This window comes from Niveispirillum sp., from assembly GCF_017996735.1.
Lineage (GTDB): Bacteria > Pseudomonadota > Alphaproteobacteria > Azospirillales > Azospirillaceae > Niveispirillum.
Genome location: NZ_JAGOGJ010000072.1, coordinates 1 through 24,595, shown reverse-complemented (window position 1 = coordinate 24,595; position 24,595 = coordinate 1). Strand labels below are relative to the sequence as shown.

Below are 24,595 nucleotides of genomic sequence, written 5' to 3'. Positions count from 1 at the left end.
GGAAGCGGGTTTATCTCGCTCCCAACCGTCATCCCCGCTTTCGCGGGGATGACGGTTGGGAGGGCGGTTCACCTTAAAGCATCATGATCCAAGGCCCGATGCGGTGGCAGGCTCACCCCTCCCGCACCTTGCAGACTTCCTTGAAGCCGGCGGCCATGAAGGCGGCCATGCGGGCCTTCACGGCGGCGAAATCGTCGGATTTGCACAGGCCGCCCGACAGTTTGTCGATGCGCCCCGTCCGCGCCAAGGTCAGCAGCAGGGCGCCCGTGACGAAGTGATAGCCCCAGAAAATATCCTCCTCGGCACAGCCGGGCAGGGCCTTTTTCAGCAACTCGATCAGGCGCAGCACGACCGGATCGAAATGCTGGTCCATCAGTTCGGCCCCCCATTCCGGGGTATTGGCCACCTGTGCGCCCAGGGCCGCATAATTCTTCCAGCCCTCCCCCCCCTCGATATAGAGGTCGAGGTCGGTATCCAGGAAGGCGTGCAGCGCCCCTTCCACCGTGGGCTTGCCGTCGGTGGCCCTCTCATACTCTTCCAGCACCGTCATCCGCCGCTCGCTGGTCACGGCGGCGCGGCGGGCGAAGACGGCGTCGAACAGCTTCTTCTTATCCTCGAAATAATAGTTCAGCAGCGTGTGGTGAACCCCCACCCGCTGCGCCACATCCTTCAGCGTGACGCCATAGAGACCGTGCTTGGAGAAAAGGTACTCGGCCTCGTCGAGGATCTGTTCCATCATCTCCGCGCGCTGCTCCGCCTTGGTGGAGCGGCGGCGGGATTTCACCTGTTCAGACACCAGTTCGTCTTTCCGTCAAAGCCTGTACCAGGACGGGCGACGCGTAAGGCCCCGCCGTCCATTCAACCGTCCCCATATTGAACCCGCAGGCCGATTTTGTCGATCTTGCCGGTTCCCGCCAGGGGCATGGCATCCAGCCGGATGATAGCATCGGGCAGCCACCAGGGGGCCACCTTGCCGCGCAGCGGGGCCAGCAGCCCCTCATCATCAATCGTGTCCCGCGTCTCCACCAGCAGGATGGGCCGTTCTCCCCATTTGGGGTGCGACCGGCCGATGACCGCGACCAGCGACACCTGCGGCAGGGCACCGACCAGGGCCTCGATCTCCGCCGGATTGATCCATTCCCCGCCGGATTTGATCAAATCCTTGGCCCGGCCCGTGATCATCAGATTGCCGGCCGCGTCGATGCGGGCCAGATCGCCCGTGGGGAACCAGCCGGCTTCATCGGTGGCCGCAGCCTCCTGCCCGAAATAACGGTCGATGACGGCCACGCCGCGCACCCGCAGATGCCCTTCCACCCCGCGCTGGTCCGGCAGGGGATGGCCATCGGCGTCGGTCAGCAGCAGGTCCACCCCGACCGATGGCCGCCCCGACAGGGCGGCGTCACGGGGGGCGTCGGTGGCGGGGGCAACGGTGCCTGACGGCGACAGTTCCGTCATGCCCCAGCTTGTCTGCACGATCACGCCCAGCCGCCGCTCAATCCGTTCCATCAAGGCCGGGGGCAGAGGGGAGCCGCCGACGATGACCCGTTCAAGGCTGGGTAATTCCCCGCCCGTCGCGTCCAGATGTTCGACCAGGCCCAGCCAGACGGTCGGCACACCGACCCCCACCGTCACCCCTTCCGATGCGATCAGCCGGGCCAGGCTGGCCCCGTCCGTGTGCCGGCCGGGCAGCACCAGCCGCCCGCCCACCGCCGGCACGGCAAAGGGCAGGCCCCAGGCATTGGCATGGAACATGGGTACGGCCACCAGCACGCTGTCGCGCCCCGACAGGGCCATGACATCGGTCTGCAGCAGTTTCAGGGTGTGCAGGAAACTGGACCGGTGGGTATAGGTCACACCCTTGGGCGCACCGGTGGTGCCCGACGTGAAACACAGGCCCGAGGGTGCGGTTTCCGCAAACCCGCCCCAGGCCGCATCCCGTGACGCGCCACCGATCAACGGCTCCAGCGCGGTGGCCAGTTCCCAGTCGGCGGGCGCGTCGCCATCGATGACCAGCACGCGGGTGACGCCGGGCGCCAGCGCCCCCACCTGCCGGGCCAGGGGCAGCAGGTCGGCGCTGACCACCAGGATACGCGCCTGCGACTGGTCCAGCATGGAGGCCAATTGTGGGGCCGTCAGGCGGGGGTTCAGCGTGTGGCAGACAGCCCCCGCCCCCATGATGGCGTACCAGACCTCCACATGCGCCTGACTGTTCCAGGCCAGTGTCGCCACCCGGTCACCCCGCCGCATCCCGTACCCGGCCAGGATGGCGGTGACGCCCAGGGCGCGGTCCATCAGGTCGGCATAGCCGATGCGGGTCGGCTCTCCCCCTTCGCGCGCCGTCGCCAATTGGGCATGCGCGTGCCATTTGGCGGCATGGCGCAGGAACTGGTCCAGCGTCAGGGGGAAATCCTGCATGGTTCCGTCCAGCATCAGCAGACATTCCCCTTGGCCGGCAGCACGGGTGAGGCGACGCCGGTATTCCAGTTCCAGGCCAGGTTGCCCGCCGCGCGGCGCCGGCAGACGGTGGTTTCATGCAGGGCGAACATGCCCGGCCGCATACGCACCCCCGGCTTCGGCGTGCCGGCAAAGGCCATATAGCCCTCTTGTCTGCTGAAGAGGGGCCAGCCCGGTTGCCCATCGGCCAGGGGTGTGCCGGTGCGGGCGAAGCTGGCCCAATAGCTGTTCATCGCCGCCGACAGCCGGCGTTCGGCGGCATTGTCCGGCACCTTGGGCCAGAGCGGCGGGGTGCGGTCGGCGGTGCCGAAGACATACGGGATTTCGGCGGCGTGGAAGGCGTGCAGCCCATGTTCGTCCGCCGCCGGATAGCCATGGTCGAAGATATAGAGATACGCACTTTGCCCCAGGGCCGTCTGGTTGCGGACCAGCCGTTCCGATGTCCAGCCATAGAGCGCGTCGCGGGTGGTGGCCAGCATGCTTTCTTCGACATTGCTGGCCGGATACAGCCGCAGGAACAGGTCCGCCAGATCGCCATAACGTTCGCGGATCATTGCCTCATAGGCGGCTGCATCGGCGGGCTTGGGCGGCAGCAGGAACCGCAGGGAGCGGATTTCCCCGCTGTTGAACCCGGTCAGGATGGGCACCGGCGCCTGCTGCCCCTTGTCGAAAATCTCGACCAACTGGGCCGGCAGCACCTTGCCATCGACGGTGCCGAAGGGGATGTAGCCGGCCTTGACCGCTTCCGCCGTCAGGGTCTCCGCGTCCATGGCGCGCAAGGCGGCGACATCGGCGGCCCCGACCTTGCCCGCCACATAAGTGCCAATCCCCTCGGCCGCGAATTCCCCATTGCGGGGCTGTTTCAGTTCAGGCGTGGAGATCATATAGGCGCTTTGCGCGATGGCCTTGCCGAACAGGCCCTTGGCCTGGGGCGCGGCCATCAGATACATGACCGACAGGGCGCCGGCAGACTCCCCCGCAACCGTGACATTGCCGGCATCACCGCCAAAGGCACCGATATTGTCGCGCACCCAGCGCAGGGATGCGATCTGGTCCAGCAGCCCGTAATTGCCGGAAATCCCGTCGGGATTTTCCGCGCTTAAACCCGGATGCGCCAGATAGCCCAGGATGCCCAGCCGGTAATTGATGGAGACGACGACCAGCCCCTGCTTTGCCAGCGCCGATCCGTCATACATCTCCTCATGCCCATAGCCGCCGGTCAGCGATCCGCCATGGATCCAGACCAGGACGGGGGCGTTCTTCGCCCCTTCGGGTGCCCAGATGTTCAGGGACAGGCAATCCTCCCCCATCTCCTTGGGCGGGTTGGCATAGATGCTGGCCAGACGCGGGCGCGGCTGCACACAGGCGCGGCCGGGCTCACCCGCATCGCGCACCCCGGTCCAGGCGGGCAGCGGTTCCGGTGCCTTCCAGCGGCGGTCGCCCACGGGCGGCAGGGCATAGGGGATGCCCTTGAAGACATTCACCCCGTCCTTGGCGCGGCCGGCAACGGCCCCCGCCGGGGCGGTGATCGTGGGATTGTCCTGCGCCATCGCGGTCCAGGACAAAAGGGCAGCCGCCGCACAGGCGCCCAGGCGAAGGGAAAGGCGCATCAGCGGCCTCCGTTCCGGTTTGCCATGCCCTTCAACACCCGCGCCAGCATGAGGAACATGCCGATGGCCAGGAAATAGAAGGGGATCAGGGTGTAAAAGGCCAGTTGCAGGGAATTGCCGGGGTTGGTGGCCCGGAAATAGTCGCTGGCCGCCCCCAGATAGGTCGGACCAAGACCCAGCCCGATCAGGTTCATGACCAGCAGCAGCAGGGCACCCGACATTACCCGCTGGTTGGGTCGCACCGCCTCCTGCACCAGGGCCACGGCGGGCGACAGGTAGAAATAGTTGAAGAAGGTCGGCCCGATCAGGAACAGCAGCGCCAGTTCCCAGCCCGGTGCCCAGACGAAGCCCGCGAAGAACGGCACCGCCCCCACCAGACCCACGGCCGGGATCAGGGCATAGGCCTGCCGGTACCGCACGGAGTACCGGTCGATCAGGCGGCCCGATGCATACATGCCCAGGCTGATACCGACCCCGATCAGCAGCGCGTAATAGAGCGCCACCTCACCCAGGCTCATCCCCTTTTCCCGCATCAGGAACAGGACGGTGAAGTTCATGACGGCATAGGTGACGAACTGCGTGGCGCCACAGGCCAGCGACAGCAGCAGCAGGTCCTTGCGGCGGAAGAACATGGACACGGTTTCCATGAACCCGGCCTTTTCCATCGGGGCCGGCGCCGCACCCGCTGCCGGCTGATCCAGCCCGCCGCGCTTGGGCTCCCGGATGGTCAGCCACACGACGAGCGCCGCCACGATGCCCACCACCCCCAGCACGACAAAGGCGCTGCGCCAGCTATAGGCAGCGGCGATGGAGGCCCCAAACGCCACGCCCATGGCCTGACCCAGCGGCGGGCCCAGATTGAACAGGCCCAGCGCTGTGCCCCGGCGTCCCGGTGCGAAATAGTCGGTGATGATGGCGTAAGACGGGGGAACGCCGCCGGCCTCTCCTACCCCCACCGCCATGCGCGCCGCCACCAGTTGCGGATATGTCGCGGACAAGCCGCAGGCCACCGTCGCCGCACTCCACAGGGCGCAGGCGATGGACAGCACCTTCACCCGGTTCGCCCGGTCGGCCAGCCAGGCCACGGGGATGGAGATGGTGCAGTAGAACAGCGCGAAATAAAGCCCGCTGATCAGGCCCAACTGCCCGTCGGTGACACCCAGATCATCCTGGATGGGCTTGGCCAGGATCGACAGCAACTGCCGGTCCAGGAAGTTCAGCACATAGACGAAGCAGAGCGCACCCAGCACATACCAGGCGCGGGCGTCCGGCGGCGGGTGGGCCGCCGGCGCTTGCAGGGGGGAAGGGGCCGCCGTCATGGCTTAATACTCATAGCCGATGCGGATGCCCGCGGTGCGCGGCCGCATCGTGCCGAAGCGGCTGGCCATGAAGGCTTCCGGGTGGATGTAGGTGATCGAATGATCGTCGAACAGATTCTCCACATAGGCGGTCGCTGTCCAGTTCCCCTTGGTCACTCCGAAGCTGGCATTCACATTGCTGTAGCTGTCGGTCTTGCCATAGGTCGGGCTGACCCGGTTCGGCGCGCCCGGCACATTGGGGAAGGAGGAGGGGAAGGAACCCACATGCTGCCAGTTGGCGGTGGTGAAAGCGTCCAGTTCGGGCGCCAGATTGAACCAGTATTGGGCAAAGACCGACCCCTGGAAGCGCGGGGAGGACAGGCGTGCCCCCTCCACCGCGCCGGAGATCGCCGCCTCTGCCGCTGACAGCTTCGTCACCTTGGCGGTGTTGACCGATCCGTTCAGCCCGATGGTCAGGCCGGTGGCCGGCACGGCGGCGATTTCGAACTCGATGCCCTTGCTGCGGGCCGCGCCGATATTGGTGGCGAACTGCACGCTGTCCGACGTGCGGTTGGCCTGGATCTGGATGTTTTTCCAGTCGATGTAATAGGCGGCCAGATGCGCCGTCAGCTTGCCGTTCAGCCAGCGGCCCTTCAGCCCCAGCTCATAATTCGTCAGATCGTCCGAACTGGCGCCATAGGGGATGATCAGGTCATTGGCATTCACCACGCTCGGCCGCCCGGCATAGGCATTGACCACAGGCGCGCGGAAGCCGGTGGAGACACTGGCATAGGTGGTGATGGCCTCGCTGGCACGATATGAGGCGCTGACCTTGTAGGACGGCTTCGACCCCTTGGCCTTCACGCCCGTGGCCGCCGGAATCGGCACCATGGCCAGCGGCCCGGACTGTCCCGTCAGGGCATAGGTCAGATAGGCGGAATTATACCCGCCCTCGGTAAAGCCCTGCGCGTCCAGGCGGCCGTAACGCAGACCGCCCGTCAGCCAGAATTTCTCATTCACGTGATAGGTCAGTTCGCCAAAGCCGGCCAGTTCATGCGAGATCGTGTGGACATACTGGCGCTGGTAATATTCGTCCGGCAGGCCGGTGATGCGCCGTGCGGCCAGGAATTCCGGCGACGAGCGGTAGAAATAATCCACGTCATGCCGGCGATCCAGGAAGAAGCCGCCGATGGTCCAGTCCCAGTCGCCACCGGGATCCGACGCCAGCCGCACCTCCTCCACGAACGTGTCCTGATAGCCGTTGGCATCCAGGCCAAACGCGATGGCCCCGCCAAAGGTGCCGGCCAGATCGACATGGAATTTCTGGTCGAAGGTGGAATATGTCGATGAACTGGTCAGCTTGGCGCCATCGAACTGATAATCGATGGTGGCGTTATAGGTGGTCAGCACGCCGGAATAGAGGTCGGGCCGGTCGGAGATGCGCTTTTCCCGGCCCAGCGACGGGCTGGTCATCGAACTGTCGCGCGGGTTGCTGTCCTCGCGCGAAGCCAGCAGGCGCACCGACATCTGTTCGGCCGGCTTCCATTGCAGGATGGCGCGTCCGCCCCAGCTTTCCAGCGTGTTGGAATTGTGGATGCCGGTCCCGACATTGTCGAGATAGCCTTCCTCATGGCGGTAGAAGCCGACGACGCGCAGCGCCAGCTCATCCTCTACCAGGGGCGTGTTCAGCATCAGGTTATAGCGCTGGCGCAGGCTGTCCGACCCGGTCAGGCCGAAATCCGTCTGCGCGGCGGCGTCGAATTTCCGCAGATCCGGGCTCTTGGTCAGGATGCGCATGGCGCCCGACAGGGACCCGGAGCCAAACAGCGTGCCCTGCGGCCCGCGCAGGAACTCCACCCGTTCCACATCGAACAGGGTCGGGTCCAGCACCGTGGTGTTGCCGATGGTGGAGATGGGCAGTTCGTCGATATAGACCGCCACCGTGCTTTGCAGGTTGGCGCCATAGCCGTTGGTGGCGATGCCGCGCGCCGTGAAATTGTTGAAATTGGCGCTGGGCTTGTTCAGCACGACACCCGGCGTTTCGCGCGCCAGCCCCTCATACCCGACCACGCCCTTGATATTCAGGTCTTCCTGCGAGAAGGCGGTGATTGACAGCGGCACTTCGCTGATATTCTGGGCGCGGCGGGTGGCGGTGACGATGATTTCCTGCAGCGCGTCTTCCTGCGTCGCGGCTTTGCGGGTGGGCGCGGTTTCCTGCGCCAGGACATGGGTCGAAATAGTGGTCAGCGCGACCGCGCAGGCGGACGCGAGCAGCTTGGCCCTCATGTGACGCGTTCTCCCTATTGGCCGCCGGTCGTTATCGCCAGCGTGCTTGAGGCAAGATGCGGCATGGGCGGGGTGCTGTCAACATTCACTATCACGTGTGTGAATATTATTGGTGAGGAACACCCGGGGGCTGAATCTCGTCACCGGGACAATCGCCCGGTTGACCATGCGGGGCCTGTATCGGGAAAGCTGGCATATTCGCCCCGCAGCATTCCGGTGTGCCATGACCGACCGTCCCTATCCGCTTTATGATTTCAACCGCATCGATACGGCCCCTGTCATCCTGGCCGGTGCGGTGGCTCGGCTGGAGCCGCTGCGGGCGGACCATCTGGACGCGCTGTGCGCGGTGGGGCTGGAGGGGGATATTTTCCGCTGGTATCCCACCCCGGTGCGAAGCCGGGAGGAGATGGCGGCTTGGATCGGCTTTGCCCTGGCCGAACGGCAGGCGGGGCGAATGCTGCCCTTCGTGACCATCGATCAGGCATCGGGCCACATCGCCGGCTCCACCCGCTTCCTGGCCATGGACCGGGCCAACCGGCATGTGGAAATCGGCTATACCTGGCTGGGCAAGGGGTTTCAGCGGTCGGGCCTGAACCGGGAGGCCAAATACCTGATGCTGCGCCACGCGTTCGAGCACTGGGGCTGTATCCGGGTGGAGTTCAAGACCGACAGCAACAACACCCAGTCCCGCATGGCCCTGGCCGGCATCGGTGCTGTGGAGGAAGGAACCTTCCGCAACCATGTCGTGCGTGCCGATGGCAGCCTGCGCCACTCTGTCTATTTCTCGATCACGGATCGGGAATGGCCGGCGGTGAAGGAACGGCTTACGCCGCGCGGCCTTTAATCCCGACACCTCGGGATCAAAGGCTTCGGCGGCATGGGCCGCCGCCGCGCCAGTCGGCGCGGATACTATCGGTCAAACATTTTGACCGATAGATTACGCCGCGCGGCCAGTGACGGCGCGTTCCACGCCCCTGGCCACCGATTGCCAGCAGACATCAGCCAGCGCCTTGCGCGATGGCACGGTTTCCAGCGATTGCGGTGTGTGGAATTCGACCGTCACCTGCATCCGCCCGGCCCGTACCATGCGCCACAGGTGCGGCGGCAGTTCCATGTCGCCGTACCAGGCGTAAAGCTGGCGCCAGACATGGCCCAGCGGGATGCCGTCCAGATGGGTGGCGGTGACGCTGACGGGTTGTACCGTCAGCGGCCGGTCGCCGATACGTGTGGCGGCCACAGCGAACAGGGCGGTCTTGAAGGGCAGCGTGCGGTTGCCGTCGCTGCTGGTGCCTTCGGGGAACAGGACCAGGCTGTCGCCGGCCTGCAGGCGTCCCTGGATGCTGTCACGCTGTTCATCGGCCTTGTGGCGGGCCGTGCGGTCCACGAACACGGTGCGCTGCAACCGGGCCAGCAGGCCGAAGACGGGCCAGCCATCAACCTCCGACTTGGCGATGAAACTGACCGGCAGCACCGATGTCAGCACCGGAATGTCGAGATAGGAGGAATGGTTGGCGATGAACAGGACCGGCCCCACACCGGACGCCGGCGCCCCCTTCACCACCACCTGCAGGCCCAGCAGGCGACAGCAGACGCGGTGGTAGAAGCGGGGGAAGCGCGCCGTGGCATCCCGCATCGACAGGCGCAGCAACAGCACCTGGACGGGAATGCAGACCAGCGTCCACAGGCCGTAAACGACCAGACGCGACAGACCCAGCATCGTGGAGCCGATTTCCATGCCTGTCCGTCCGCCGCCTCTATCCTGGATCAGATCAGCGACGAGCCCCGGCGCTCATAATGGCGCAGGTACTTGTCGGTCATCATGTCGGTCTTCACGACGATGGAAACGTCGGTGGTGTTGAACTGGTGGTCCACCACCGCCCCTTCACCCACAAAACCGCCCAGGCGCAGATAGCCCTTGATCAGGACCGGCACCTCGTTGATGCCGCGACGGGGGTCGATCTCATGCTCGTCCATCATCGCCATTTCGACATAGCGATGCGGCAGGGCCACGGGGCGCAGGGCCGGCGGCGCCAGATGATGGTAATAGAGATAGGAAAGCGGCAGGGCCAGTGCCTTGGGGTCGGTGCCCGGCAGGCTGGCGCAACCGAACATCAGCTTGATGTCGTAATGCGCCGAATAGGCGGCAATGCCGCGCCACAACAACTGCATGGTGCCGCGGCTGCGATAGTTCAGGTCCACGCAGGACCGGCCCAGTTCCAGAACCTCGCCGGGATATTCCTCGATCCGGGAAATATCGTACTCGTCCGACGAGTAGAAGGAACCGGCGCGGGCGGCGGTGGCCCGGCGGATGAGCCGGTAGGTGCCGACCACGGCGTCGGTGCCATGGCCCAGGCTGCGGTCGATGACCAGCAGATGGTCGCACAGCGTATCGAACATGTCGAAGTCGCGCCGCTGGGCCGCCATCTCCGCCGATGGCTTTGCCGCCATCTCTTCATAGAAGACGCGGTAGCGCAGGCGCTGGGCCGCGGTGACCTCGGCGGCGGTCTCCGCCAGACGGACCTCCAGATTGCCAGCGCGCAGTTCACCGGAAATCAGGGCATCGGTGGATATGATGTCAGCCATGCTCTCACATATTCTGGGTAGCCGGCACGGGACGGAAGCGACCATCCTTGCCACCTGTCCCGCTTTCACGGGCAGCGGGCGCGGCAGTCACCGCCGTCACCACTGGCATAACACGAAGTGCTGCAGGCGGGTCAACCCACTGTGTCACAGGGCAAGGGTTGATCACGAAAGTTTCATGCCCTTGTCCCGCAACTTTCAAAGACCTGAGGGGGTCAGCGGGTAGGTGCGTAGCGGTGCCATGCACAAATCACAATGGTTGAGCCGAGTATTCCGTCGGGTCCGGAACGAGAAAGGGGCGACCCGACCGGGCCGCCCCTCTTCCCCTCGACCCACCCGCCCCGTGGGACGGGAAAGGTGCATTTTACTCGTCTTCACCGGCGCGGCGGGCGCGGGTGCCCAGACCGATCTGCTTGGCCAGACGCGAACGCTGCTTGGCATAGTTCGGAGCAACCATCGGATAGTCGGGCGGCAGGCCCCAACGCTCACGATATTCTTCCGGCGACATGTTGTAAGCCGTCTTCAGATGGCGCTTCAGCATTTTCAGCTTCTTACCATCTTCCAGGCAGACGATATATTCCGGGGTCACGGACTTCTTGATGGCAACGGCCGGCTGCGGCTTCTCGCTCTGCACGACCGGTTCCGTACCGATGTTGGCCAGAGTCCGGTAAACCTGATCGATCAGCGCCGGAAGATCGGTGATTGCGACTGTATTGTTCGAAACATGGGCCGCGACGATTTCCGTCGTGAGAGACAAAAGTTCGGGCGAGGAGGATGCGTTGGTCATGTATCATTGCTCCAACCAAAAAACTCGTTCGTGATATAAGTCTTATCCGAACACCATGCAATATCGATTTGGTACGTTATCAAAGGAATCGATGCTCGTGACAAACAGATCAGACCAGTTCCTCGACATAACCGCGCTTGTATGCCCGATGACATTCGTTCGGACCAAACTTGCGGTGGAGCGGCTTGATAGCGGCCAAACCCTTGAAGTTCGTATGAATTTTGGTGAACCCTCGCGTAATGTTCCCGCCAGCCTGCGCGAACACGGCTATGAGGTTGTCGGTCCGCAACCGGAGAGTACCGAGAGTCCCGAGGGAGTTCAGCGGCTTTTTATCAAAAAGCCTTAGATAATCCGTCCTAGTTCCCCATCAGTTACCATCACATGCGCGTCAATCGATTTCCCTGCATGCTGATAATAACCGCGTCGGCGGCCGGCATTCGTGAACCCGCATGAAGCATAAAGGTTGATAGCCGCTGTATTTGTGACGGCAACCTCCAGGAAGCAGCGTGTCACGCCGGCGGCCGCCAGATGTGCCAGTCCCTGGCGCAGCAGGGCGGTGCCCAGACCGCGCCCCTGTGCGGCCGGGTCCGTGCCGATGGTCAGCAACTCGCCCTCGTCCAGGACATGGCGCCACAGGGACAGGGCAAGCGGTGTCCCGTCCACCAGCAGAATGAAGGCTTCCACGCCCGGTGTGGACAGAAGCGAGGCGAAGGCCCCCGCATCCCAGGCCGGACCGGACAGGGCGGCGTCGGCGAAGGCCAGGGCATGCAGGGCCGCCAGCACCGGCGCATGGGCGGATCCGGCCGCGACAATCTCCACACTGTCCGCCATGGCTCAGCCCTGTTTCGGCAGGGTGACGTCGGGTGGGCGCAGATAGAACGGGTCGGCGATGCGTGCCGCGATGCCGCCCGCGTCCTGTGCCGCCGCGATGCGGGCCGTGGCCAGCGCCTCCGCCCCGCCCGTCGTCTCCACGATGGTCACCCCGCCGTCCCACGCTCCCAGCGCCAGCGCCGCGCGTGCGGCGGCATCGCCAACGATCAGCAGCGGGCCGGCGGGCAGGTGGGCGGCAGCATAGGCGGGCAGGTCAGGCGGCAGCACGTCAGCCGGCGCGCCCAGCGGTGACAAATTGGCCGCGAAGGGCTGCAGGAACAGATTGTCGCGCCGGCTTTCGATGGCGGCCAGCAGGGTCCGCCCCGTCCGCGCCGCCGGATCCAGGCCGTGGGCCGCCGCCTCCAGTGTGGTGACGCCCACCAGCGGGCAGCCGGCGGCCAGCGCGAAGCCGCGCGCGGCGGCCAGCCCAACGCGCAGGCCCGTGAAGGTGCCCGGCCCCACCGTCACCCCGATGCGCGACAGGTCGGCAAAACCGATTCCGGCATCGGCCAGCGTCGCCTGCACCATGGGCACCAGCTTTTCCGCCAGGCCGCGTTGCATGGTCTCCGCCCGCACGGCCAGTGTCCGGCCCGACGCAGCATCCCACAGGGCGACGGCGCAGGCGCTGGTCGCCGTATCCAGGCCAAGCGTGATCATTGGCGCATATCCATTCGCGGACGTGTCCGCTATCAAGGTCCCGACAGCAACGACAAGGGTTTCCCATGCGGTTCGTTACCATCGCCCCGCCGGATTTCGATGTCGATCTCGATCTTCGCTATGCCACGCCCGACAATCTGACGGGAAGGCCGATCTTCGCGCGGCCGCTCTGCCTTCTGCATCCCGACGCGGCGGCGGCGCTGGCCCGGTCCGTCCGGCTGGCGGCGGCGCAGGGGTTGCGCCTGCGGGTCTTCGACGGCTACCGGCCACCGGCCGCGCAATGGGCGCTGTGGAATGTACTGCCCGACGCGACCTTCATCGCCGATCCGCGCATCGGGTCCAGCCATGGGCGCGGCGTGGCCATCGACCTGACCCTGGCGCTGCCCGATGGCACGATGCTGGACATGGGGACCGATTTCGACGACATGCGGCCCATCGCCTGGCACGCCGACACCAGCATCAGCGTGGCGGCACAGCGCAACCGCGCCCTGCTGCTGGGCATCATGGCGGCGGCGGGCTGGCAGCATTACGCCTGGGAATGGTGGCATTACCAGTTGCCTAGCGCCTCCGCTTATCCGCTGGTGGAGGATGGGGTGCTGGGCCCGTCGGTGATGGGGTCCGGGAAGTCGTCTCCCGGATAATAGGCGCGGGTGAAATACAGGCCGTCGGCCGGGGCCGTCTGTCCGGCGGCCGACCGGTTGCGGGCTGCCAGCGCCGCCGACACGTCATCCGCCGTCCAGCGCCCTTCACCCACCATTTTCAGGGTGCCGACCATGTTGCGCACCTGATGGTGCAGGAAGGATCGGGCACGGGCGACAATCCGCACCTCTTCCGCCACCCGCGTCACCGACAGTTCGGCCAGCGTCTTAACGGGGCTGGCCGCCTGGCAGAGCGAGGCGCGGAAGCTGCTGAAATCATGCCGGCCGATCAGGCGCTGGGCCGCCGCATGCATGGCGTCGGCATCCAGCGGGTGCGAGACCAGCCAGGACCGCCCGGCATCCAGCGCCAGCGGTGCCCGCCGGTTGGTGATGCGGTACAGGTAGGACCGGCCGATACAGGTGAAGCGCGCATGGAATTCCGGCTCCATCGCCTCCGCCTTCAGGACCGCGATGGGGTTGGGCTTCAGGTGAAAGTTCAGGGCGTCGCGCACCTTGTCGGCGCTGACCGGCTTGTTCAGATCGAAGCTGGCCACCATGCCGGTGGCATGCACGCCGCTGTCGGTGCGGCCGGCGGCGTGCACCGTCACCACCTCCTGGGAAAAGCGTGTCACCGCTTCCTCCAGGCAGCCTTGGACGGAGGGGCCGTGATCCTGCCGCTGCCAGCCCAGAAAGGGCGTGCCATTGAACTCGACTGTGATTTTCCAGCGCTGGGACATTGGGGGCAGGGGCCTTCATCATCGAACGGCCCCAGCGATGCAACCGCAAGCGGCCCCCGTCAACAGGCTTTTCTTCCCCATGACGGCGATCACAGTGGTGGAAGGAAAAGCTGGATATGAACAATGTCCATATCTGAGGGCGGGGAGGCCCGGGCCATGTCAAAGATCAATTCGTTTTCCGAAGCGCTGGGGCAGGGGTTAGCGCAAGCCCTGGTCGAGGCGACGATCAAAACCCTGGGCGATCTGTTTATCGGCCTGGGCAAGAGTGCGGTTGACGCCGTGCGGGACCTCCATCTGCAGCCCCAGATGGGCAGCCTGTTCGCCGACCGCCTGAACGGCACCGCCGGCAATGACCTGATCAGTGCCGGCTGGGGCAATGACACGGTGCGCGGCGGTGCCGGCACCGACATCATTGATGGCGGCAAGGGCGATGATGTGCTGAATGGCGGGGCCGGCTCCGACATCCTGACCGGCGGATCGGGCCGCGACCGTTTCACCTTTGCCCTGGCGGACCTGGGGGCTGGTGATCGGGATATCCTGATCGATATCGGCAAGGGCGAGCGGGTCGATTTCGATGCCGCCGCAGAGACAGTCCTACGCATCAACGGCACCGCCCTGTCATCCCTGACGGCGGATACGGCCCTGCCCACCTTCCTCCAGGCGGGTGTCACCAATATCGCGCAGATCAACGGCCATATCGTCATCGATCTGAACAATGACGGCCGTTACGACGCCGAACAGGACCATACGATCATCATCCCGGACGGGCTGTCGGTTCGCTATGACGCCGCTGCCGACTGGTTCGTCATCGCCTGAGGCCCGATGGGAGGCTGACGGTCAGGGGCCCGTAAAGCTGCGGTCATGCCGCAAACTGGGCACCATGCGGCGGGCCTCCTCCACCTTGGACAGGTCCAGGTCGGCCAGGATCACCCCCGGCTCCTCCCCCGCATCGGCCAGCACCTCACCCCAGGGGCTGATGATGACGGAATGGCCATAGGTGCCGCGCCCGCCATCATGGGTGCCGGTCTGGGCCGGGGCCAGGATGAAGCACCCCGTCTCGATGGCGCGGGCCCGCAGCAGCACATGCCAGTGGGCACGGCCCGTGGGCACGGTAAAGGCGGCGGGAACGGTGATGATGCTGGCACCGGCCTTGGCCAGGGCGCGGTAAAGATAGGCGAAGCGCACATCATAGCAGATGGACAGGCCCAGCCCGCCCCAGGGCGTGGCGGCCACCACCGCCTGTTCACCGGGCCGGTAGGTGGCGCTTTCGCGATAGGTCTCACCGCCGGCCAGATCCACATCGAACATGTGGATCTTGTCATACCGCGCCGTGATCTCGCCGTCCGGATTGGTCACGAAGGCGCGGTTGGCCACGCGCCCGTCGGGCAGCAGGCAGCCCAGGGTGCCCGTCATGATCCAGGCCCCCGTTTCCCGCGCCAGATCGCGGAAGAAAGGCACGCCGGGATGCTGTTCCTCGGGCTTCACACGGGCCAGGATTTTCTCCCGCCCCTGCGCCATCAGGGAGACATTCTCCGGCAGGCATACAAGCTGCGCGCCCTGCTGCACGGCCTGACGGACCAGGATGCCGGCCTGTTCCAGGTTGGGCATGATCTCCGGCCCGGCATTCACCTGGACCAGGGCGGCGCGGACAAAGGGGGGGCTGCCGGTCATGCGGATCAGGCCCCGATGCCCAGCAGCGGGTCCAGCTTGCCGGCGCGATCCAGGGCATGGGTATCGTCGCAGCCGCCGATATGCTGCCCGTCGATGAAGACCTGCGGCACGCTGGTGCGGCCCCCGGCGCGCTGGGTCATTTCCGACCGGCGGGCCGGTTCGGCCATGACGTCGATCTCCTCATAACGGACACCCTTGCCGTCCAGAAGGCGCTTGGCACGGGTGCAGTAGCTACACCAGGGGCTGGTATAGATCTCGACCTTGGGCGCGGACATGGCGAAGGGTCCCTGCATCGGTGATGGTTTGCTGACAATAATATGAACCTGCCGGGACCGCCGGCAAAGGGCAAGGGGTTGCAATGCACCCTTGCCGGGGGATCAGCCGGCCTCCCCCACCTCCTCCAGCGTTACGGGCTTCACCACGCGCGACAGGGTCAACACATCGACGGCCCGTGCCCCCGCCCGGCGCAGGGTGCGGGCGCATTCGCCCACCGTGGCCCCCGTGGTGAACACATCATCGATCAGCAGGATACGGGCTTCCTTGACGCGGCCCACGCAGCGCGGGTTGATGGCGAAGGCGCCTTGTACATTGCGCGCCCGCCCCTTGGCCGTCAGCCCGCCCTGGCTGGGCGTGGCGCGGCGGCGGATCAGCAGGTCGGGGATGGCCGTCCGCCCCGCCAGCCGCCCCAGTTCCAGCGCCAGCAGCGCCGATTGGTTGTATCGCCGTTTCAACAGCCGCCAGCGGTGCAGCGGCACCGGCGCGATGATCACATCCGGTTCGGCCACCAGCACGGCCCCCGCCCGCGCCAGCCATTGCGCGAAGGCCGGGGCGCAATCGGTGCGATCCCCGTGCTTGAACCCCAGGACCAGCGGGCGGCTGGCATCGTCATAGGCAAAGACCGACCGGCAGCGGTCGAACGGCGGCGGGCGGGCCAGACAGGCGCCGCAGACCAGATTGGTCGCGCCGTCACCCGTGGGATCGTAATCGAAGGGCAGGCCGCAGCGGGCGCAATGCGGCGCCGCGATGAAACCGATGCCTTGCCAGCAGGTGGGACACAGGGCGCCGGCGACCCCCACCTCCGTCCCGCAGGCCAGACAACGCGGCGGCAGGACAAGGTCCAGCAGGCGCAAGGTGACATGCCAGAGGGGGGAAACGAACCGGATGGCCGCCTGTCGCGTCGCGTTCACGGCTCCCCGGTCGTGGCGGTTTCGACCAGACGGCGGGCGATCATGCGGCGCTGGCGGTTCATATGGGTGTCAACCGGTGCCTGATAGAGGCCCCGCAGCAGGGATTTGTCCCAATCCGTCAAGGCCAGGGGCCCTTTTTGTCCAGACTGGAACAGGCCCAGGATGCTGGGCAGCGGCGTTGCGGCATCGGCGGCGAAGGCCCCCATGACCCGCATGCCGACATGATCCGCCACGGCGGACAGCGGCAGGCCGCGCAGCGCATTGGCGTCTATGACGATCATGGTCCGGAAAAGATCGATCCGTGTCTGCTTGCCCAGCCGGGAAAGGCTGCCGGGTGCGGCGCGGATGGAACTGGCATTGGACAGGGGACCGGCCATGTCCAGCGCATCGGGCGTATTACCATCCTTGCCGTTCAGCAGGGTTACATGCCACATCCGCACGGCCCGATCCTGATCCAACGCCTTGCGCACCTCGGCGATCGGTGTCGGCCTGAACAGCCGTTCCTGGCGTTCCAGCATCAGATCGACCAGCCGGTCGGGCTGATCGGTCAGCAGCACGACGACATTAGGCCGGCAATCCCCCGGCGTCGCCGGCATCTCCACCAGGGCGGCCACGGCCTGCACATGGTGGTGGAAGAGTTGCTCCTGCTGCTTGCTGAAGCCGCGGTAGGCGACACAGAGCGGGCGGTGCCAGCGGGCCAGTTGCCGTTCGCGCGTGTCCGGCAGGGCCTGCCCCACGAAGGCCGCGATCTCCATCTCGCCGGGTGCCTCCACGATGATCTCGGGCAACAACTCGGGCGGTGCAGCCTGTGTCACGGCCAGGGCCGTCGCCGGCAGCAGCAGGGCAAAGCAAAGGGAGAGCCAGCGACCGACCATGTGTGATCTCCTTCAGCGGGATATGATTGGATGGTCGTACAATTATCAGGATATGTAAACCTGTCTGATCGGCGGGGCCGGTCAGGGCTGTGCAGCGGCCGTGTCGGTCAGGCGGCGTGCGATCTGACGGCGCTGGCGGTCGGCGTTGGCAGTGACGGGCGCCCGGTAGAGTTCGCGCAGCAGGGCGCGATCCCAATCGGTCATGGCCAGGGGTCGGGGACCGCCATCGGTCCGGAACAGGGACAGGATGGTCGGCACCCCCGTCTGTTCCGCCTCTCCTGTCCGGCCCAGCAGGCGCATGGCGACATGATCGGCCGTCGCATCCAGAGGTAGTCCGCGCAGGCCGTTGACATCCAGGATGACGACGGTGCGGAACAGGTCGGCGCGCACCCCGCTGCCCAACCGCGTGGCATTGCCCGGCGCCAGCTTTACCGAGGTGAAGACCGCGCTGCCCTTGGTCGCGATGTCGGGCGTTGTGCCCTGGGCGCCATTGGTGACGCTGGTCGACCATACGCGCACGGTGCCGCCGGCTGCCAATTCCCGACGCACCTCCGACGGGCCGGCCGGGGCGAAAATTCCGGGATAGGTTGACAGCATATGGTCGATCAGCATGTTCGGCTGATCGGTCAGCAGGATGACCGCATTGGGCTTGCATCCGGAGCGTGGCGGCTCCATGCCGACCTGGGTCGCCGCCTCCTGAAGCCGTCTGTCGAACGCCTGGGCCTGGGCCGCGCTGAAACCGCGCAGGGTGGTGCAGATCGGTTGATGCCAGCGGGCCAGTTGATCGCCATGTACCCGATCAAGAACATCGCCCACGAAATTCTCGACGGCCCTTTCCCCCGGTGCCTGCACGATGATTTCGGGCAGCATCTCCGGCGCTGTTTCCTGTGCCAGGGCGGAAAGGGTGGAAAGCGGCAGCAGCAGGGACAAGATCAACCGGCGCCAGACCATCCACCCCTCCCCAACCCAGGCAAAGAATGAGGGCATGGTCATGCAATTATCCGGGCAGGTAAACCTGTCCGATCGGCGGAGGCGGCGTTCGGCCCCGCTTCCCCCCTGGCGCCCGGCGGCGCATGATGGCGCAAAGACAGTGGAAGGAAACGTCATGATCGACCTGTACACCGCCGCCACGCCCAACGGGCACAAGGTCTCCTGCACGCTGGAGGAACTGGGCCTGCCCTATACCCTCCATGTCGTGTCGCTGGCGAAGAACGAACAGAAGGAACCCTGGTTCCTGGCCATGAATCCGAACGGCCGCATTCCCGTGATCGTGGACCGGGCGGAGGATCATACCGTCTTCGAATCGGGCGCCATCATGGTCTGGCTGGCCGAAAAGACGGGCCGCCTGATGCCCACGGACGCCAAGGGCCGCAGCCAGGTGCTGCAATGGCTGATGTTCCAGATGGGCGGTGTGGGGCCGATGATGGGGCAGGCCAACGTCTTCCACCGCTATTTCCCGGAAAAGATCCCCGCCGCCATCGACCGGTATCAGAAGGAGACGAAGCGCCTGCTGACGGTGCTGGACGGCAGACTGAAGGATCATGAATTCCTGGCGGGCGATTTCTCCATCGCCGACATCGCCAACTGGTGCTGGGCCCGCACGCATGACTGGTCGGGCGTGGCCATTGATGACCTGCCCCACCTGTCGCGCTGGATCGCCCAACTTGACGCGCGGCCCGGCTGTGCGGCGGGGTTGCAGAAACCGCCGAAGAATGTGACGGCGGCCGAACTGGTGCAATCGGCACAGACGATCGTGGTGCGTTAGGGGATCATCCCTCCCGGCGGCGCTTCAGCAGCACGTAATAGGCGCCGCCGCCGCCATGCTGGGGCTGGGCCTGATGGACCGACAGGACCAGGGGCCCCACATCCGCCTCGCGCAGCCAGCGCGGCACAGACAGGCGCAGAACGCCTTCGCCGCGCGGCATCTGGCCCTTGCCCGTGATCACCAGGACCATGCGCCGGCCCATGATGTGGGAACGGCGGATGAAGCCGGACAGGGCGTGGTGCGCCTCGCTCTGGGTCATGCCATGCAGGTCGATGCGGCCATCGATGCCCATGCGGCCCTTGCGCACCTTTTCATCCGTGCGCTTGTCCACCCCGGCCACGCGGCCCAGGGCGGAGGGGGCAAGCTGGACGCTGACCTTGCCCTTTTCCTTCAACGGCACGGCACGCAGCAATTCCGCCAGACGCTCCGCAGCGGCGGGAACCGTGGGGGCTGGCAGGGATGGGGCGGGGCGTGCCGCCGGGGCCGCTGTTACCACAGGGGCGGCTGGCTTGGCCGGTTTCGGCGGGGCGGGGCGGCGCTTGCCGGCGATGGGCGTGGCGTCACGCACCACGGTCCGCCACAGTTCCAGTTCCGCGTCAGTCGGCCCCTTGGGGCGGCGATGATTGGTCATGGGTGGGCGGCGTCCGGCTCGCCCACCAGAATGACATGCAGCCGCCCGGCCCCGGCCCCCGTCGCCAGACAGACGGAAGACGGCATGCCCAGGCCCCGCGCCTGCTGGCGGATGGCCATGCCACGCCAGGCATCGTCAAGCGTGCCGACAATATGGTGCAAAGGCAGGATCACGATCTGTATGGGCGGCAGGAACAGCAGGCCGGCGGCCTGATCGGACCCGCTGGGTATCACCAGCGTCCCTGTTTCCGCAACGCCGGCCAGGGCCGCGCCGACGCCGACCTGATCCCCGGTGCGCGCACGGCCGAAGGACAGGGACAGGCGCGGCCGCCGGTTCCAGGGGATGGACCGCAGCCACGGATCGCCCGCCACCCGCGCCTGTTGTGCCATCCCCAGCGCTGTCAGATGGTCGGCGACGGCATGTGGCACGCGGGCCGTGTCGGCCACCCGCTCCACGCTGGCGCCGGCGGCGATGGCCCGTTTCCCGAACATCTCGATCAGGCCCAGATTGGTCAGCCCGCGTGTCGCGGACGGGGGCGGCGGGGCATCCGCCAGAACCGCCATGCCGGCGACCGTCGCGCGCACCCGGTTCAGAATGGCATCGCGCCTATCCATGATCGGCATCCCGCCACCGGGCCTGGAAGCTTCCGCCATATCCGTGGACGCGGCTCACGAAGGAGGTGACATGGCGATACAGGGATGGATGGCGCGACAGCAGGCGCCAGACCCAGCCGGCCCGTTGCGCCAGACGCGGCGGCGGCGCCCCGGACGCGGCCAGCAGGTCGGTGCGGCCATTGTCCAGCAGGACAAGGTGGAAGATATCCGGTCCGTCCGCATCGCCGGCCCCGCGCGGCCCCGTGGCGAACAGGACACGGGGCGGCAAGCCGCCCCCTTCCGACCAGAGGCGCAGCAGGGCACTGGCATCGGACAGGGTGGGAACGACCCGGTCGATGGCTGCCACCACGATATGGCAGGGGGCAAACAGCGTATCCGCCGCGCCTGAATCCAACCCCGCATCGGGCCCCGCATCGGGAATAATCACGGCACTGCCGGTTTCTGCCACCAGGAAGCCGGCGCCCGAAATCCCGATCAGCGGCGGGGAATCCGCGCCGGACCCGGTCATGCCCGCGCCGGCCAGCGCTTCCTCCAGTCCGATTTCCATCAGCAGGGGGGAGCCGTCCAGGATGGCGGGGCCGATCCCATGGTTCAGGCACAATTGCCGGATGATGGTCACGGCATCCCCGGCGCTGGTCGCCCAATGGACCTGACCGCCGCTGTCGCGCAGCCGGTCTTCGACCATCCGCAGATGCCGGTCCAGATGGGCCAGGGTACGATCACGGGTGGCGATCACCTGGCGTGACAATGCATCCGTCCGTGGATCGCCCGCCCGGATCAGGAGATCCGTCAGGTCGCGGCAGCGGGCGGCCAGATCGCGGGCGCGGCCGCCCCAGGCGGCATCGTCGGCCAGCAGCACCGGGTATTGGTCCCGCACCATGGCGGCGCAGGCGCGGTTCGGCACCGCCACCGGGCCGCAGCCGGCAAAGGCCCCGATCATGCCGTGCGCCATGCCGGCGGCCCCCCGCCGGTCACCCCGTTCCAGCAGTGTGCGGCCACAGCATCCTTGCGCCGGCACCGTCACCGTGCAGCCCATGGCGCGCAGCCTTTCCACCGCCGTGAACCCTGCTGACGGACAGCAGAGATCCACCGGGCAGGTGACCAGCAGGCCGGTAGGGTGCGGGTGGGGTGAAGCCATGCGCGTGCATGTTCCGGCTGGTGTCTTGTCTGGGCGACACTACATGATCCGGCGTGCCTCGGGGGCTGGAAAATGCGGCGGGATCAAGCCTTTGTGGCTTCAGACCGGGGTGTCGCCACCGGTCGGCGGCAGGGCTGGCAACGTCCAGGCACCGCTGCGCAGCTTTTCCTCGAACTGCCGCGACAGGTCGCCCAGGCTGACCTGCGCCAGCCGCGACAGAAGCAGCGTTCGCGCCTCCGCCAGACTATGCTCCAGGGCCTTGTTGACCGCCTGCTCCACCAGGCAATCGGGATTGTCCACCGATGGGCCGATGGCGAAAAGCTGCGGTTCGCCCAGCGCCTGATAGATGTCCAGCAGACTGACCGCCTCCAGCGGCCGCGCCAGGACCCAGCCGCCGCCATGGCCCTTTTCCGAGCGGACCAGCCCGTGCTGGCGTAACCCCGCCATGGTCCGTCGCACCACGACGGCGTTGGTGTTCAGCATCTGGGCCAGGGTTTCGGACGTGGCGGGCCGTTCCAGCCGATCCATGTGGATCAAAGCATGCAGCATGCGGGAAAGGCGGCTGTCGGGTCGCATGATCGCTCTGTAACGCGGATCGGCTTACGCAACAAGTCATGTTGCGTAAGCGTCCCCTCTTCGCCATCATGTAATTTATGAAGTTACGTGATAACGGAGAACTCCATGCTTTACGACGTGATCATCATCGGTGGCGGTTTTGCGGGGCTGGCGGCGGCTTTGCCACTGGTCCGGGCGCGGCGGCAGGTGCTGCTGATCGATGCCGGGCAGCCGCGCAACCGGTTCGCGGCGCATTCCCACGGCTTCCTGGGGCAGGACGGGGTGCCGCCCGCGGAAATCCGCGCCCGTGGTCTGGCCGAACTGTCGGCCTATCCGACCTTCACCCTGCGGGAAGCCTTGGTTGATGCGGTGACGGGCGCCCTGGATGATTTCTGCGCCACCCTGGCCGACGGTTCCCGGCATCGGGGCCGGCGCCTGATCCTGGCCATGGGGGTGCGCGATGAATTGCCCCCCGTGCCGGGCCTGCGGGAACGCTGGGGTACCGGCGCGCTGCATTGCCCTTATTGCCACGGGTACGAGGTGGCGGGCCAACCGCTGGGCGTGCTGGCCACAATGCCCGGCGCCGATATGAAGGCGCTGCTGGTGGCCGATTGGGGGCCGGTGACCCTGTTCACGCAGGATGCGTTCCTGCCGGAACCGGAAACGGCACACAAGCTGGCGGCCCGTGGTGTCGTGGTAGAGGCCTCGCCCATCGTGGAATTGCTGGGCGCGGCGCCGGCCCTGTCGGCCGTGCGGCTGGCCGATGGGCGGGTGCTGCCGCTGGCGGCCTTGTTCGTCGGCTCCCGCACCCATCCGGCCAGCCCCATCGCCCTGGACCTGGGTTGCGCGATGGAGGAAGGGTTCAGCGGGTCGCATCTGCGTGTCGATACCTGGAAGGCGACCAGCGTGCCGGGGGTCTTCGCGGCCGGTGATGCCAGCATGCCGATGCATGGCGCCGCGCTGTCCGTCGCCTCCGGCGCCCTGGCGGCGGTGGGGGCGCACCGGTCGCTGCTGGGCTTTTGACCCCAGCGGGTCCGGCGCTTGACGAACCATCGACGCGGGATCGCGTGAAGGGTCAGCCCCGGGGTGGCGGCACGACGGGCAGGCGGCAGCGGATGGTGCTGCCATTGTGCCCGTCGCTGTCGATCTCCACCTTTCCGCCATGCAACTCGATGAAGCTTTTCACCAGTGACAGGCCCAGGCCGGCCCCGGCGGGCCCGCCATTGCCGGCCCGGCCGCGTTCGAACCGCTCGAAGACGCGGTTCTGCTCCTCCCCAGCGATTCCCATGCCGGTATCGCTGACGCCCAGCACAACCTGATCACCCTGTCGTTCGGCCGACAGGGTGATGCGGCCGCCGGCGGGAGTGAATTTGATGGCGTTGGAGACCAGATTGAACAGCGCCTGCTTCAGCCGCTTCTCGTCCCCTTCCATGCCGCCGGTCTGTTCCGAAACTTCCACCCGCAGATCCAGCCCCTGCTTGCGGGCCCAGTCGCGCGTCAGGCCGGCCACCGAATGCAGCAATTGCGGAATGTCGAACTTCTCATGCTCCAGCACCATGAACCCGGCCTCGATGGTGGCAAGGTCCAGGATGTCGTTGACCAGCGACAGCAGGCGCCGGCTCGCCTCCAGCACGCCCTTGGCATATTCCTGCTGCCGGTTGTTCAACGGCCCGAAATACTGGTTATGCAGGATTTCGGCGAAGCCCATGATGGCGTTCAAGGGGGTGCGCAACTGGTACGATACGTTGGCGATGAACTCGGCCTTCAACCGGTCGGCGGCTTCCAGAGCCTCGTTGCTGGCGCGCAAGGCGGTTTCCACCTTGTCGCTGTCGGTGACATCCAGGCAGGAGAACAGCACGGCGCCGTCGGGCAGGGGCACCAGCGCGTACCGGACCACCGACCCGTCCATGCGCCGCATGATGCCGGCATCGGCGGCGCGTTCCAGCAGGCGGCCCACCAGACGCTCCCGCTGGGGCCCCCAATCGCCGCCCCGGTCCAGGAACGGCCTGATGTGATCGACCAGCCGGGCGGCATGCGGATCGCCGCGCACCTGTTCGGCGTCCACCGACCAGACACGCAGGAAGGCCGGGTTGCATAGTTTCAGGCGCCCGTCGCCCCCGAACACGGCCACGCCTTCGGCCAGATTGTCCAGCGTCTCCTGCTGTACCGCCATCAGGGTGTTGTAGGAACTTTCCAGCGCCAGCGTGTGGGTCACATCCTCGGCCACGAACATCAGCCCGCC

General features: G+C 66.4%; 27 protein-coding genes. 6 read left to right on the top strand and 21 right to left on the bottom strand.

Annotated features, from left to right (window positions below):
* Positions 1 to 112 precede the first annotated feature (112 nt).
* From KBA48_RS20365 to KBA48_RS20345, 5 genes are all read right to left on the bottom strand, one after another.
* Entirely contained in the window at positions 113 to 796 is a 684-nt protein-coding gene (locus KBA48_RS20365) for a TetR/AcrR family transcriptional regulator (protein WP_292909776.1), read from the bottom strand.
* Between the two features lie 62 nt (positions 797 to 858).
* Positions 859 to 2,430: an AMP-binding protein gene (locus KBA48_RS20360; RefSeq protein WP_292909774.1), complete on the bottom strand. Its 1,572-nt coding sequence runs from the start codon at positions 2,428 to 2,430 to the stop codon at positions 859 to 861.
* The gene (locus tag KBA48_RS20355) at positions 2,430 to 4,064 is read right to left on the bottom strand and encodes a carboxylesterase family protein (RefSeq protein WP_292909772.1); all 1,635 of its coding nucleotides are present in this window, start codon (positions 4,062 to 4,064) and stop codon (positions 2,430 to 2,432) included. The genes KBA48_RS20360 and KBA48_RS20355 overlap by 1 nt, the downstream gene beginning before the upstream one ends.
* Complete coding sequence (locus tag KBA48_RS20350; protein WP_292909770.1) at positions 4,064 to 5,383, bottom strand: MFS transporter; 1,320 nt, start codon at positions 5,381 to 5,383, stop codon at positions 4,064 to 4,066. Before KBA48_RS20350 ends, KBA48_RS20355 begins: the two co-directional genes overlap by 1 nt.
* A gap of 3 nt (positions 5,384 to 5,386) precedes the next feature.
* Positions 5,387 to 7,648: a TonB-dependent receptor gene (locus tag KBA48_RS20345; protein ID WP_292909768.1), complete on the bottom strand. Its 2,262-nt coding sequence runs from the start codon at positions 7,646 to 7,648 to the stop codon at positions 5,387 to 5,389.
* A gap of 223 nt (positions 7,649 to 7,871) precedes the next feature.
* On the opposite strand from KBA48_RS20345, the gene KBA48_RS20340 reads away from it, so the two are divergent.
* Positions 7,872 to 8,492, top strand: a complete 621-nt coding sequence (locus KBA48_RS20340; RefSeq protein WP_292909766.1) for a GNAT family N-acetyltransferase — start codon at positions 7,872 to 7,874, stop codon at positions 8,490 to 8,492.
* A gap of 93 nt (positions 8,493 to 8,585) precedes the next feature.
* On the opposite strand, the gene KBA48_RS20335 is transcribed toward KBA48_RS20340, so the two are convergent.
* The 3 genes from KBA48_RS20335 to KBA48_RS20325 form a co-directional block, all read right to left on the bottom strand.
* Positions 8,586 to 9,383: a 1-acyl-sn-glycerol-3-phosphate acyltransferase gene (locus KBA48_RS20335; RefSeq protein WP_292909764.1), complete on the bottom strand. Its 798-nt coding sequence runs from the start codon at positions 9,381 to 9,383 to the stop codon at positions 8,586 to 8,588.
* Between the two features lie 29 nt (positions 9,384 to 9,412).
* The gene (locus KBA48_RS20330; RefSeq protein ID WP_292909762.1) at positions 9,413 to 10,231 is read right to left on the bottom strand and encodes a GNAT family N-acyltransferase; all 819 of its coding nucleotides are present in this window, start codon (positions 10,229 to 10,231) and stop codon (positions 9,413 to 9,415) included.
* A gap of 361 nt (positions 10,232 to 10,592) precedes the next feature.
* Positions 10,593 to 11,015, bottom strand: a complete 423-nt coding sequence (locus KBA48_RS20325; protein ID WP_292909760.1) for a MucR family transcriptional regulator — start codon at positions 11,013 to 11,015, stop codon at positions 10,593 to 10,595.
* A 55-nt stretch (positions 11,016 to 11,070) separates the two neighbouring features.
* On the opposite strand from KBA48_RS20325, the gene KBA48_RS20320 reads away from it, so the two are divergent.
* Positions 11,071 to 11,361 (top strand): sulfurtransferase TusA family protein, encoded by a 291-nt coding sequence (locus KBA48_RS20320; protein WP_367273855.1) that lies wholly within the window; start codon positions 11,071 to 11,073, stop codon positions 11,359 to 11,361.
* Here the strand turns inward: KBA48_RS20320 and KBA48_RS20315 are convergent.
* A complete protein-coding gene (locus KBA48_RS20315) occupies positions 11,358 to 11,846 on the bottom strand; it encodes a GNAT family N-acetyltransferase (RefSeq protein WP_292909756.1) in 489 nt (162 codons plus the stop codon). The two genes, KBA48_RS20320 and KBA48_RS20315, sit on opposite strands and share 4 nt — an antisense overlap.
* A gap of 3 nt (positions 11,847 to 11,849) precedes the next feature.
* Positions 11,850 to 12,542 carry a tRNA (adenosine(37)-N6)-threonylcarbamoyltransferase complex dimerization subunit type 1 TsaB gene (tsaB, locus tag KBA48_RS20310; RefSeq protein WP_292909754.1) on the bottom strand — a complete coding sequence of 231 codons (693 nt, stop codon included), beginning with the start codon at positions 12,540 to 12,542 and terminating at the stop codon, positions 11,850 to 11,852.
* Between the two features lie 65 nt (positions 12,543 to 12,607).
* On the opposite strand from tsaB, the gene ddpX reads away from it, so the two are divergent.
* Positions 12,608 to 13,183 carry a D-alanyl-D-alanine dipeptidase gene (gene ddpX / locus KBA48_RS20305; protein WP_292909752.1) on the top strand — a complete coding sequence of 192 codons (576 nt, stop codon included), beginning with the start codon at positions 12,608 to 12,610 and terminating at the stop codon, positions 13,181 to 13,183.
* Here ddpX and truA read toward each other — a convergent pair.
* Entirely contained in the window at positions 13,114 to 13,917 is an 804-nt protein-coding gene (gene truA, locus KBA48_RS20300) for a tRNA pseudouridine(38-40) synthase TruA (RefSeq protein WP_292909750.1), read from the bottom strand. The two genes, ddpX and truA, sit on opposite strands and share 70 nt — an antisense overlap.
* Positions 13,918 to 14,073: 156 nt before the next feature.
* Here truA and KBA48_RS20295 point away from each other — a divergent pair, with 156 nt between their 5' ends.
* Positions 14,074 to 14,733 carry a calcium-binding protein gene (locus KBA48_RS20295; protein WP_292909748.1) on the top strand — a complete coding sequence of 220 codons (660 nt, stop codon included), beginning with the start codon at positions 14,074 to 14,076 and terminating at the stop codon, positions 14,731 to 14,733.
* A gap of 21 nt (positions 14,734 to 14,754) precedes the next feature.
* Here the strand turns inward: KBA48_RS20295 and KBA48_RS20290 are convergent, their stop codons facing one another.
* From KBA48_RS20290 to KBA48_RS20270, 5 genes are all read right to left on the bottom strand, one after another.
* Positions 14,755 to 15,588, bottom strand: a complete 834-nt coding sequence (locus KBA48_RS20290; RefSeq protein WP_292909746.1) for a carbon-nitrogen hydrolase family protein — start codon at positions 15,586 to 15,588, stop codon at positions 14,755 to 14,757.
* Positions 15,589 to 15,593: 5 nt separating this feature from the next.
* On the bottom strand, positions 15,594 to 15,863 hold the full coding sequence (gene grxC / locus KBA48_RS20285; protein WP_292909744.1) for a glutaredoxin 3: 270 nt from the start codon (positions 15,861 to 15,863) through the stop codon (positions 15,594 to 15,596).
* Positions 15,864 to 15,965: 102 nt separating this feature from the next.
* The gene (locus KBA48_RS20280) at positions 15,966 to 16,775 is read right to left on the bottom strand and encodes a ComF family protein (RefSeq protein WP_292909742.1); all 810 of its coding nucleotides are present in this window, start codon (positions 16,773 to 16,775) and stop codon (positions 15,966 to 15,968) included.
* Positions 16,772 to 17,650: a hypothetical protein gene (locus KBA48_RS20275; RefSeq protein ID WP_292909740.1), complete on the bottom strand. Its 879-nt coding sequence runs from the start codon at positions 17,648 to 17,650 to the stop codon at positions 16,772 to 16,774. The genes KBA48_RS20280 and KBA48_RS20275 overlap by 4 nt, the downstream gene beginning before the upstream one ends.
* Positions 17,651 to 17,731: 81 nt before the next feature.
* Positions 17,732 to 18,643, bottom strand: coding sequence for a hypothetical protein (locus tag KBA48_RS20270; protein WP_292909738.1), 912 nt, complete (start codon positions 18,641 to 18,643; stop codon positions 17,732 to 17,734).
* Positions 18,644 to 18,755: 112 nt separating this feature from the next.
* Here KBA48_RS20270 and KBA48_RS20265 point away from each other — a divergent pair, with 112 nt between their 5' ends.
* Positions 18,756 to 19,415, top strand: coding sequence for a glutathione S-transferase N-terminal domain-containing protein (locus tag KBA48_RS20265; protein ID WP_292909736.1), 660 nt, complete (start codon positions 18,756 to 18,758; stop codon positions 19,413 to 19,415).
* A gap of 4 nt (positions 19,416 to 19,419) precedes the next feature.
* Here the strand turns inward: KBA48_RS20265 and KBA48_RS20260 are convergent, their stop codons facing one another.
* The 4 genes from KBA48_RS20260 to KBA48_RS20245 form a co-directional block, all read right to left on the bottom strand.
* On the bottom strand, positions 19,420 to 20,046 hold the full coding sequence (locus KBA48_RS20260; RefSeq protein WP_292909734.1) for a Smr/MutS family protein: 627 nt from the start codon (positions 20,044 to 20,046) through the stop codon (positions 19,420 to 19,422).
* Positions 20,043 to 20,660, bottom strand: coding sequence for an LUD domain-containing protein (locus KBA48_RS20255; protein WP_292909732.1), 618 nt, complete (start codon positions 20,658 to 20,660; stop codon positions 20,043 to 20,045). Before KBA48_RS20255 ends, KBA48_RS20260 begins: the two co-directional genes overlap by 4 nt.
* The gene (locus KBA48_RS20250) at positions 20,653 to 21,798 is read right to left on the bottom strand and encodes an LUD domain-containing protein (protein ID WP_292909730.1); all 1,146 of its coding nucleotides are present in this window, start codon (positions 21,796 to 21,798) and stop codon (positions 20,653 to 20,655) included. Before KBA48_RS20250 ends, KBA48_RS20255 begins: the two co-directional genes overlap by 8 nt.
* Positions 21,799 to 21,897: 99 nt before the next feature.
* On the bottom strand, positions 21,898 to 22,374 hold the full coding sequence (locus tag KBA48_RS20245) for an Rrf2 family transcriptional regulator (protein WP_292909728.1): 477 nt from the start codon (positions 22,372 to 22,374) through the stop codon (positions 21,898 to 21,900).
* 105 nt (positions 22,375 to 22,479) lie between these two features.
* Between KBA48_RS20245 and KBA48_RS20240 the strand changes: the two genes are divergently transcribed.
* Entirely contained in the window at positions 22,480 to 23,376 is an 897-nt protein-coding gene (locus tag KBA48_RS20240; protein ID WP_292909726.1) for an NAD(P)/FAD-dependent oxidoreductase, read from the top strand.
* Between the two features lie 52 nt (positions 23,377 to 23,428).
* On the opposite strand, the gene KBA48_RS20235 is transcribed toward KBA48_RS20240, so the two are convergent.
* The coding region (locus tag KBA48_RS20235; protein WP_292909724.1) for a PAS domain-containing sensor histidine kinase at positions 23,429 to 24,595 on the bottom strand (1,167 nt) is incomplete at its 5' end.

What these genes read in the sequence shown, in the direction of transcription:
- KBA48_RS20360 (WP_292909774.1), bottom strand. Translation starts at nt 2,430, where the DNA reads ATGCTGGACGGAACCATGCAGGATTTCCCCCTGACGCTGGACCAGTTC.
- KBA48_RS20355 (WP_292909772.1), bottom strand. Translation starts at nt 4,064, where the DNA reads ATGCGCCTTTCCCTTCGCCTGGGCGCCTGTGCGGCGGCTGCCCTTTTG.
- KBA48_RS20350 (WP_292909770.1), bottom strand. Translation starts at nt 5,383, where the DNA reads ATGACGGCGGCCCCTTCCCCCCTGCAAGCGCCGGCGGCCCACCCGCCG.
- KBA48_RS20345 (WP_292909768.1), bottom strand. Translation starts at nt 7,648, where the DNA reads ATGAGGGCCAAGCTGCTCGCGTCCGCCTGCGCGGTCGCGCTGACCACT.
- KBA48_RS20340 (WP_292909766.1), top strand. Translation starts at nt 7,872, where the DNA reads ATGACCGACCGTCCCTATCCGCTTTATGATTTCAACCGCATCGATACG.
- KBA48_RS20335 (WP_292909764.1), bottom strand. Translation starts at nt 9,383, where the DNA reads ATGGAAATCGGCTCCACGATGCTGGGTCTGTCGCGTCTGGTCGTTTAC.
- KBA48_RS20330 (WP_292909762.1), bottom strand. Translation starts at nt 10,231, where the DNA reads ATGGCTGACATCATATCCACCGATGCCCTGATTTCCGGTGAACTGCGC.
- KBA48_RS20325 (WP_292909760.1), bottom strand. Translation starts at nt 11,015, where the DNA reads ATGACCAACGCATCCTCCTCGCCCGAACTTTTGTCTCTCACGACGGAA.
- KBA48_RS20320 (WP_367273855.1), top strand. Translation starts at nt 11,071, where the DNA reads ATGCAATATCGATTTGGTACGTTATCAAAGGAATCGATGCTCGTGACA.
- KBA48_RS20315 (WP_292909756.1), bottom strand. Translation starts at nt 11,846, where the DNA reads ATGGCGGACAGTGTGGAGATTGTCGCGGCCGGATCCGCCCATGCGCCG.
- tsaB (WP_292909754.1), bottom strand. Translation starts at nt 12,542, where the DNA reads ATGATCACGCTTGGCCTGGATACGGCGACCAGCGCCTGCGCCGTCGCC.
- ddpX (WP_292909752.1), top strand. Translation starts at nt 12,608, where the DNA reads ATGCGGTTCGTTACCATCGCCCCGCCGGATTTCGATGTCGATCTCGAT.
- truA (WP_292909750.1), bottom strand. Translation starts at nt 13,917, where the DNA reads ATGTCCCAGCGCTGGAAAATCACAGTCGAGTTCAATGGCACGCCCTTT.
- KBA48_RS20295 (WP_292909748.1), top strand. Translation starts at nt 14,074, where the DNA reads ATGTCAAAGATCAATTCGTTTTCCGAAGCGCTGGGGCAGGGGTTAGCG.
- KBA48_RS20290 (WP_292909746.1), bottom strand. Translation starts at nt 15,588, where the DNA reads ATGACCGGCAGCCCCCCCTTTGTCCGCGCCGCCCTGGTCCAGGTGAAT.
- grxC (WP_292909744.1), bottom strand. Translation starts at nt 15,863, where the DNA reads ATGTCCGCGCCCAAGGTCGAGATCTATACCAGCCCCTGGTGTAGCTAC.
- KBA48_RS20275 (WP_292909740.1), bottom strand. Translation starts at nt 17,650, where the DNA reads ATGGTCGGTCGCTGGCTCTCCCTTTGCTTTGCCCTGCTGCTGCCGGCG.
- KBA48_RS20270 (WP_292909738.1), bottom strand. Translation starts at nt 18,643, where the DNA reads ATGACCATGCCCTCATTCTTTGCCTGGGTTGGGGAGGGGTGGATGGTC.
- KBA48_RS20265 (WP_292909736.1), top strand. Translation starts at nt 18,756, where the DNA reads ATGATCGACCTGTACACCGCCGCCACGCCCAACGGGCACAAGGTCTCC.
- KBA48_RS20260 (WP_292909734.1), bottom strand. Translation starts at nt 20,046, where the DNA reads ATGACCAATCATCGCCGCCCCAAGGGGCCGACTGACGCGGAACTGGAA.
- KBA48_RS20255 (WP_292909732.1), bottom strand. Translation starts at nt 20,660, where the DNA reads ATGGATAGGCGCGATGCCATTCTGAACCGGGTGCGCGCGACGGTCGCC.
- KBA48_RS20250 (WP_292909730.1), bottom strand. Translation starts at nt 21,798, where the DNA reads ATGGCTTCACCCCACCCGCACCCTACCGGCCTGCTGGTCACCTGCCCG.
- KBA48_RS20245 (WP_292909728.1), bottom strand. Translation starts at nt 22,374, where the DNA reads ATGCGACCCGACAGCCGCCTTTCCCGCATGCTGCATGCTTTGATCCAC.
- KBA48_RS20240 (WP_292909726.1), top strand. Translation starts at nt 22,480, where the DNA reads ATGCTTTACGACGTGATCATCATCGGTGGCGGTTTTGCGGGGCTGGCG.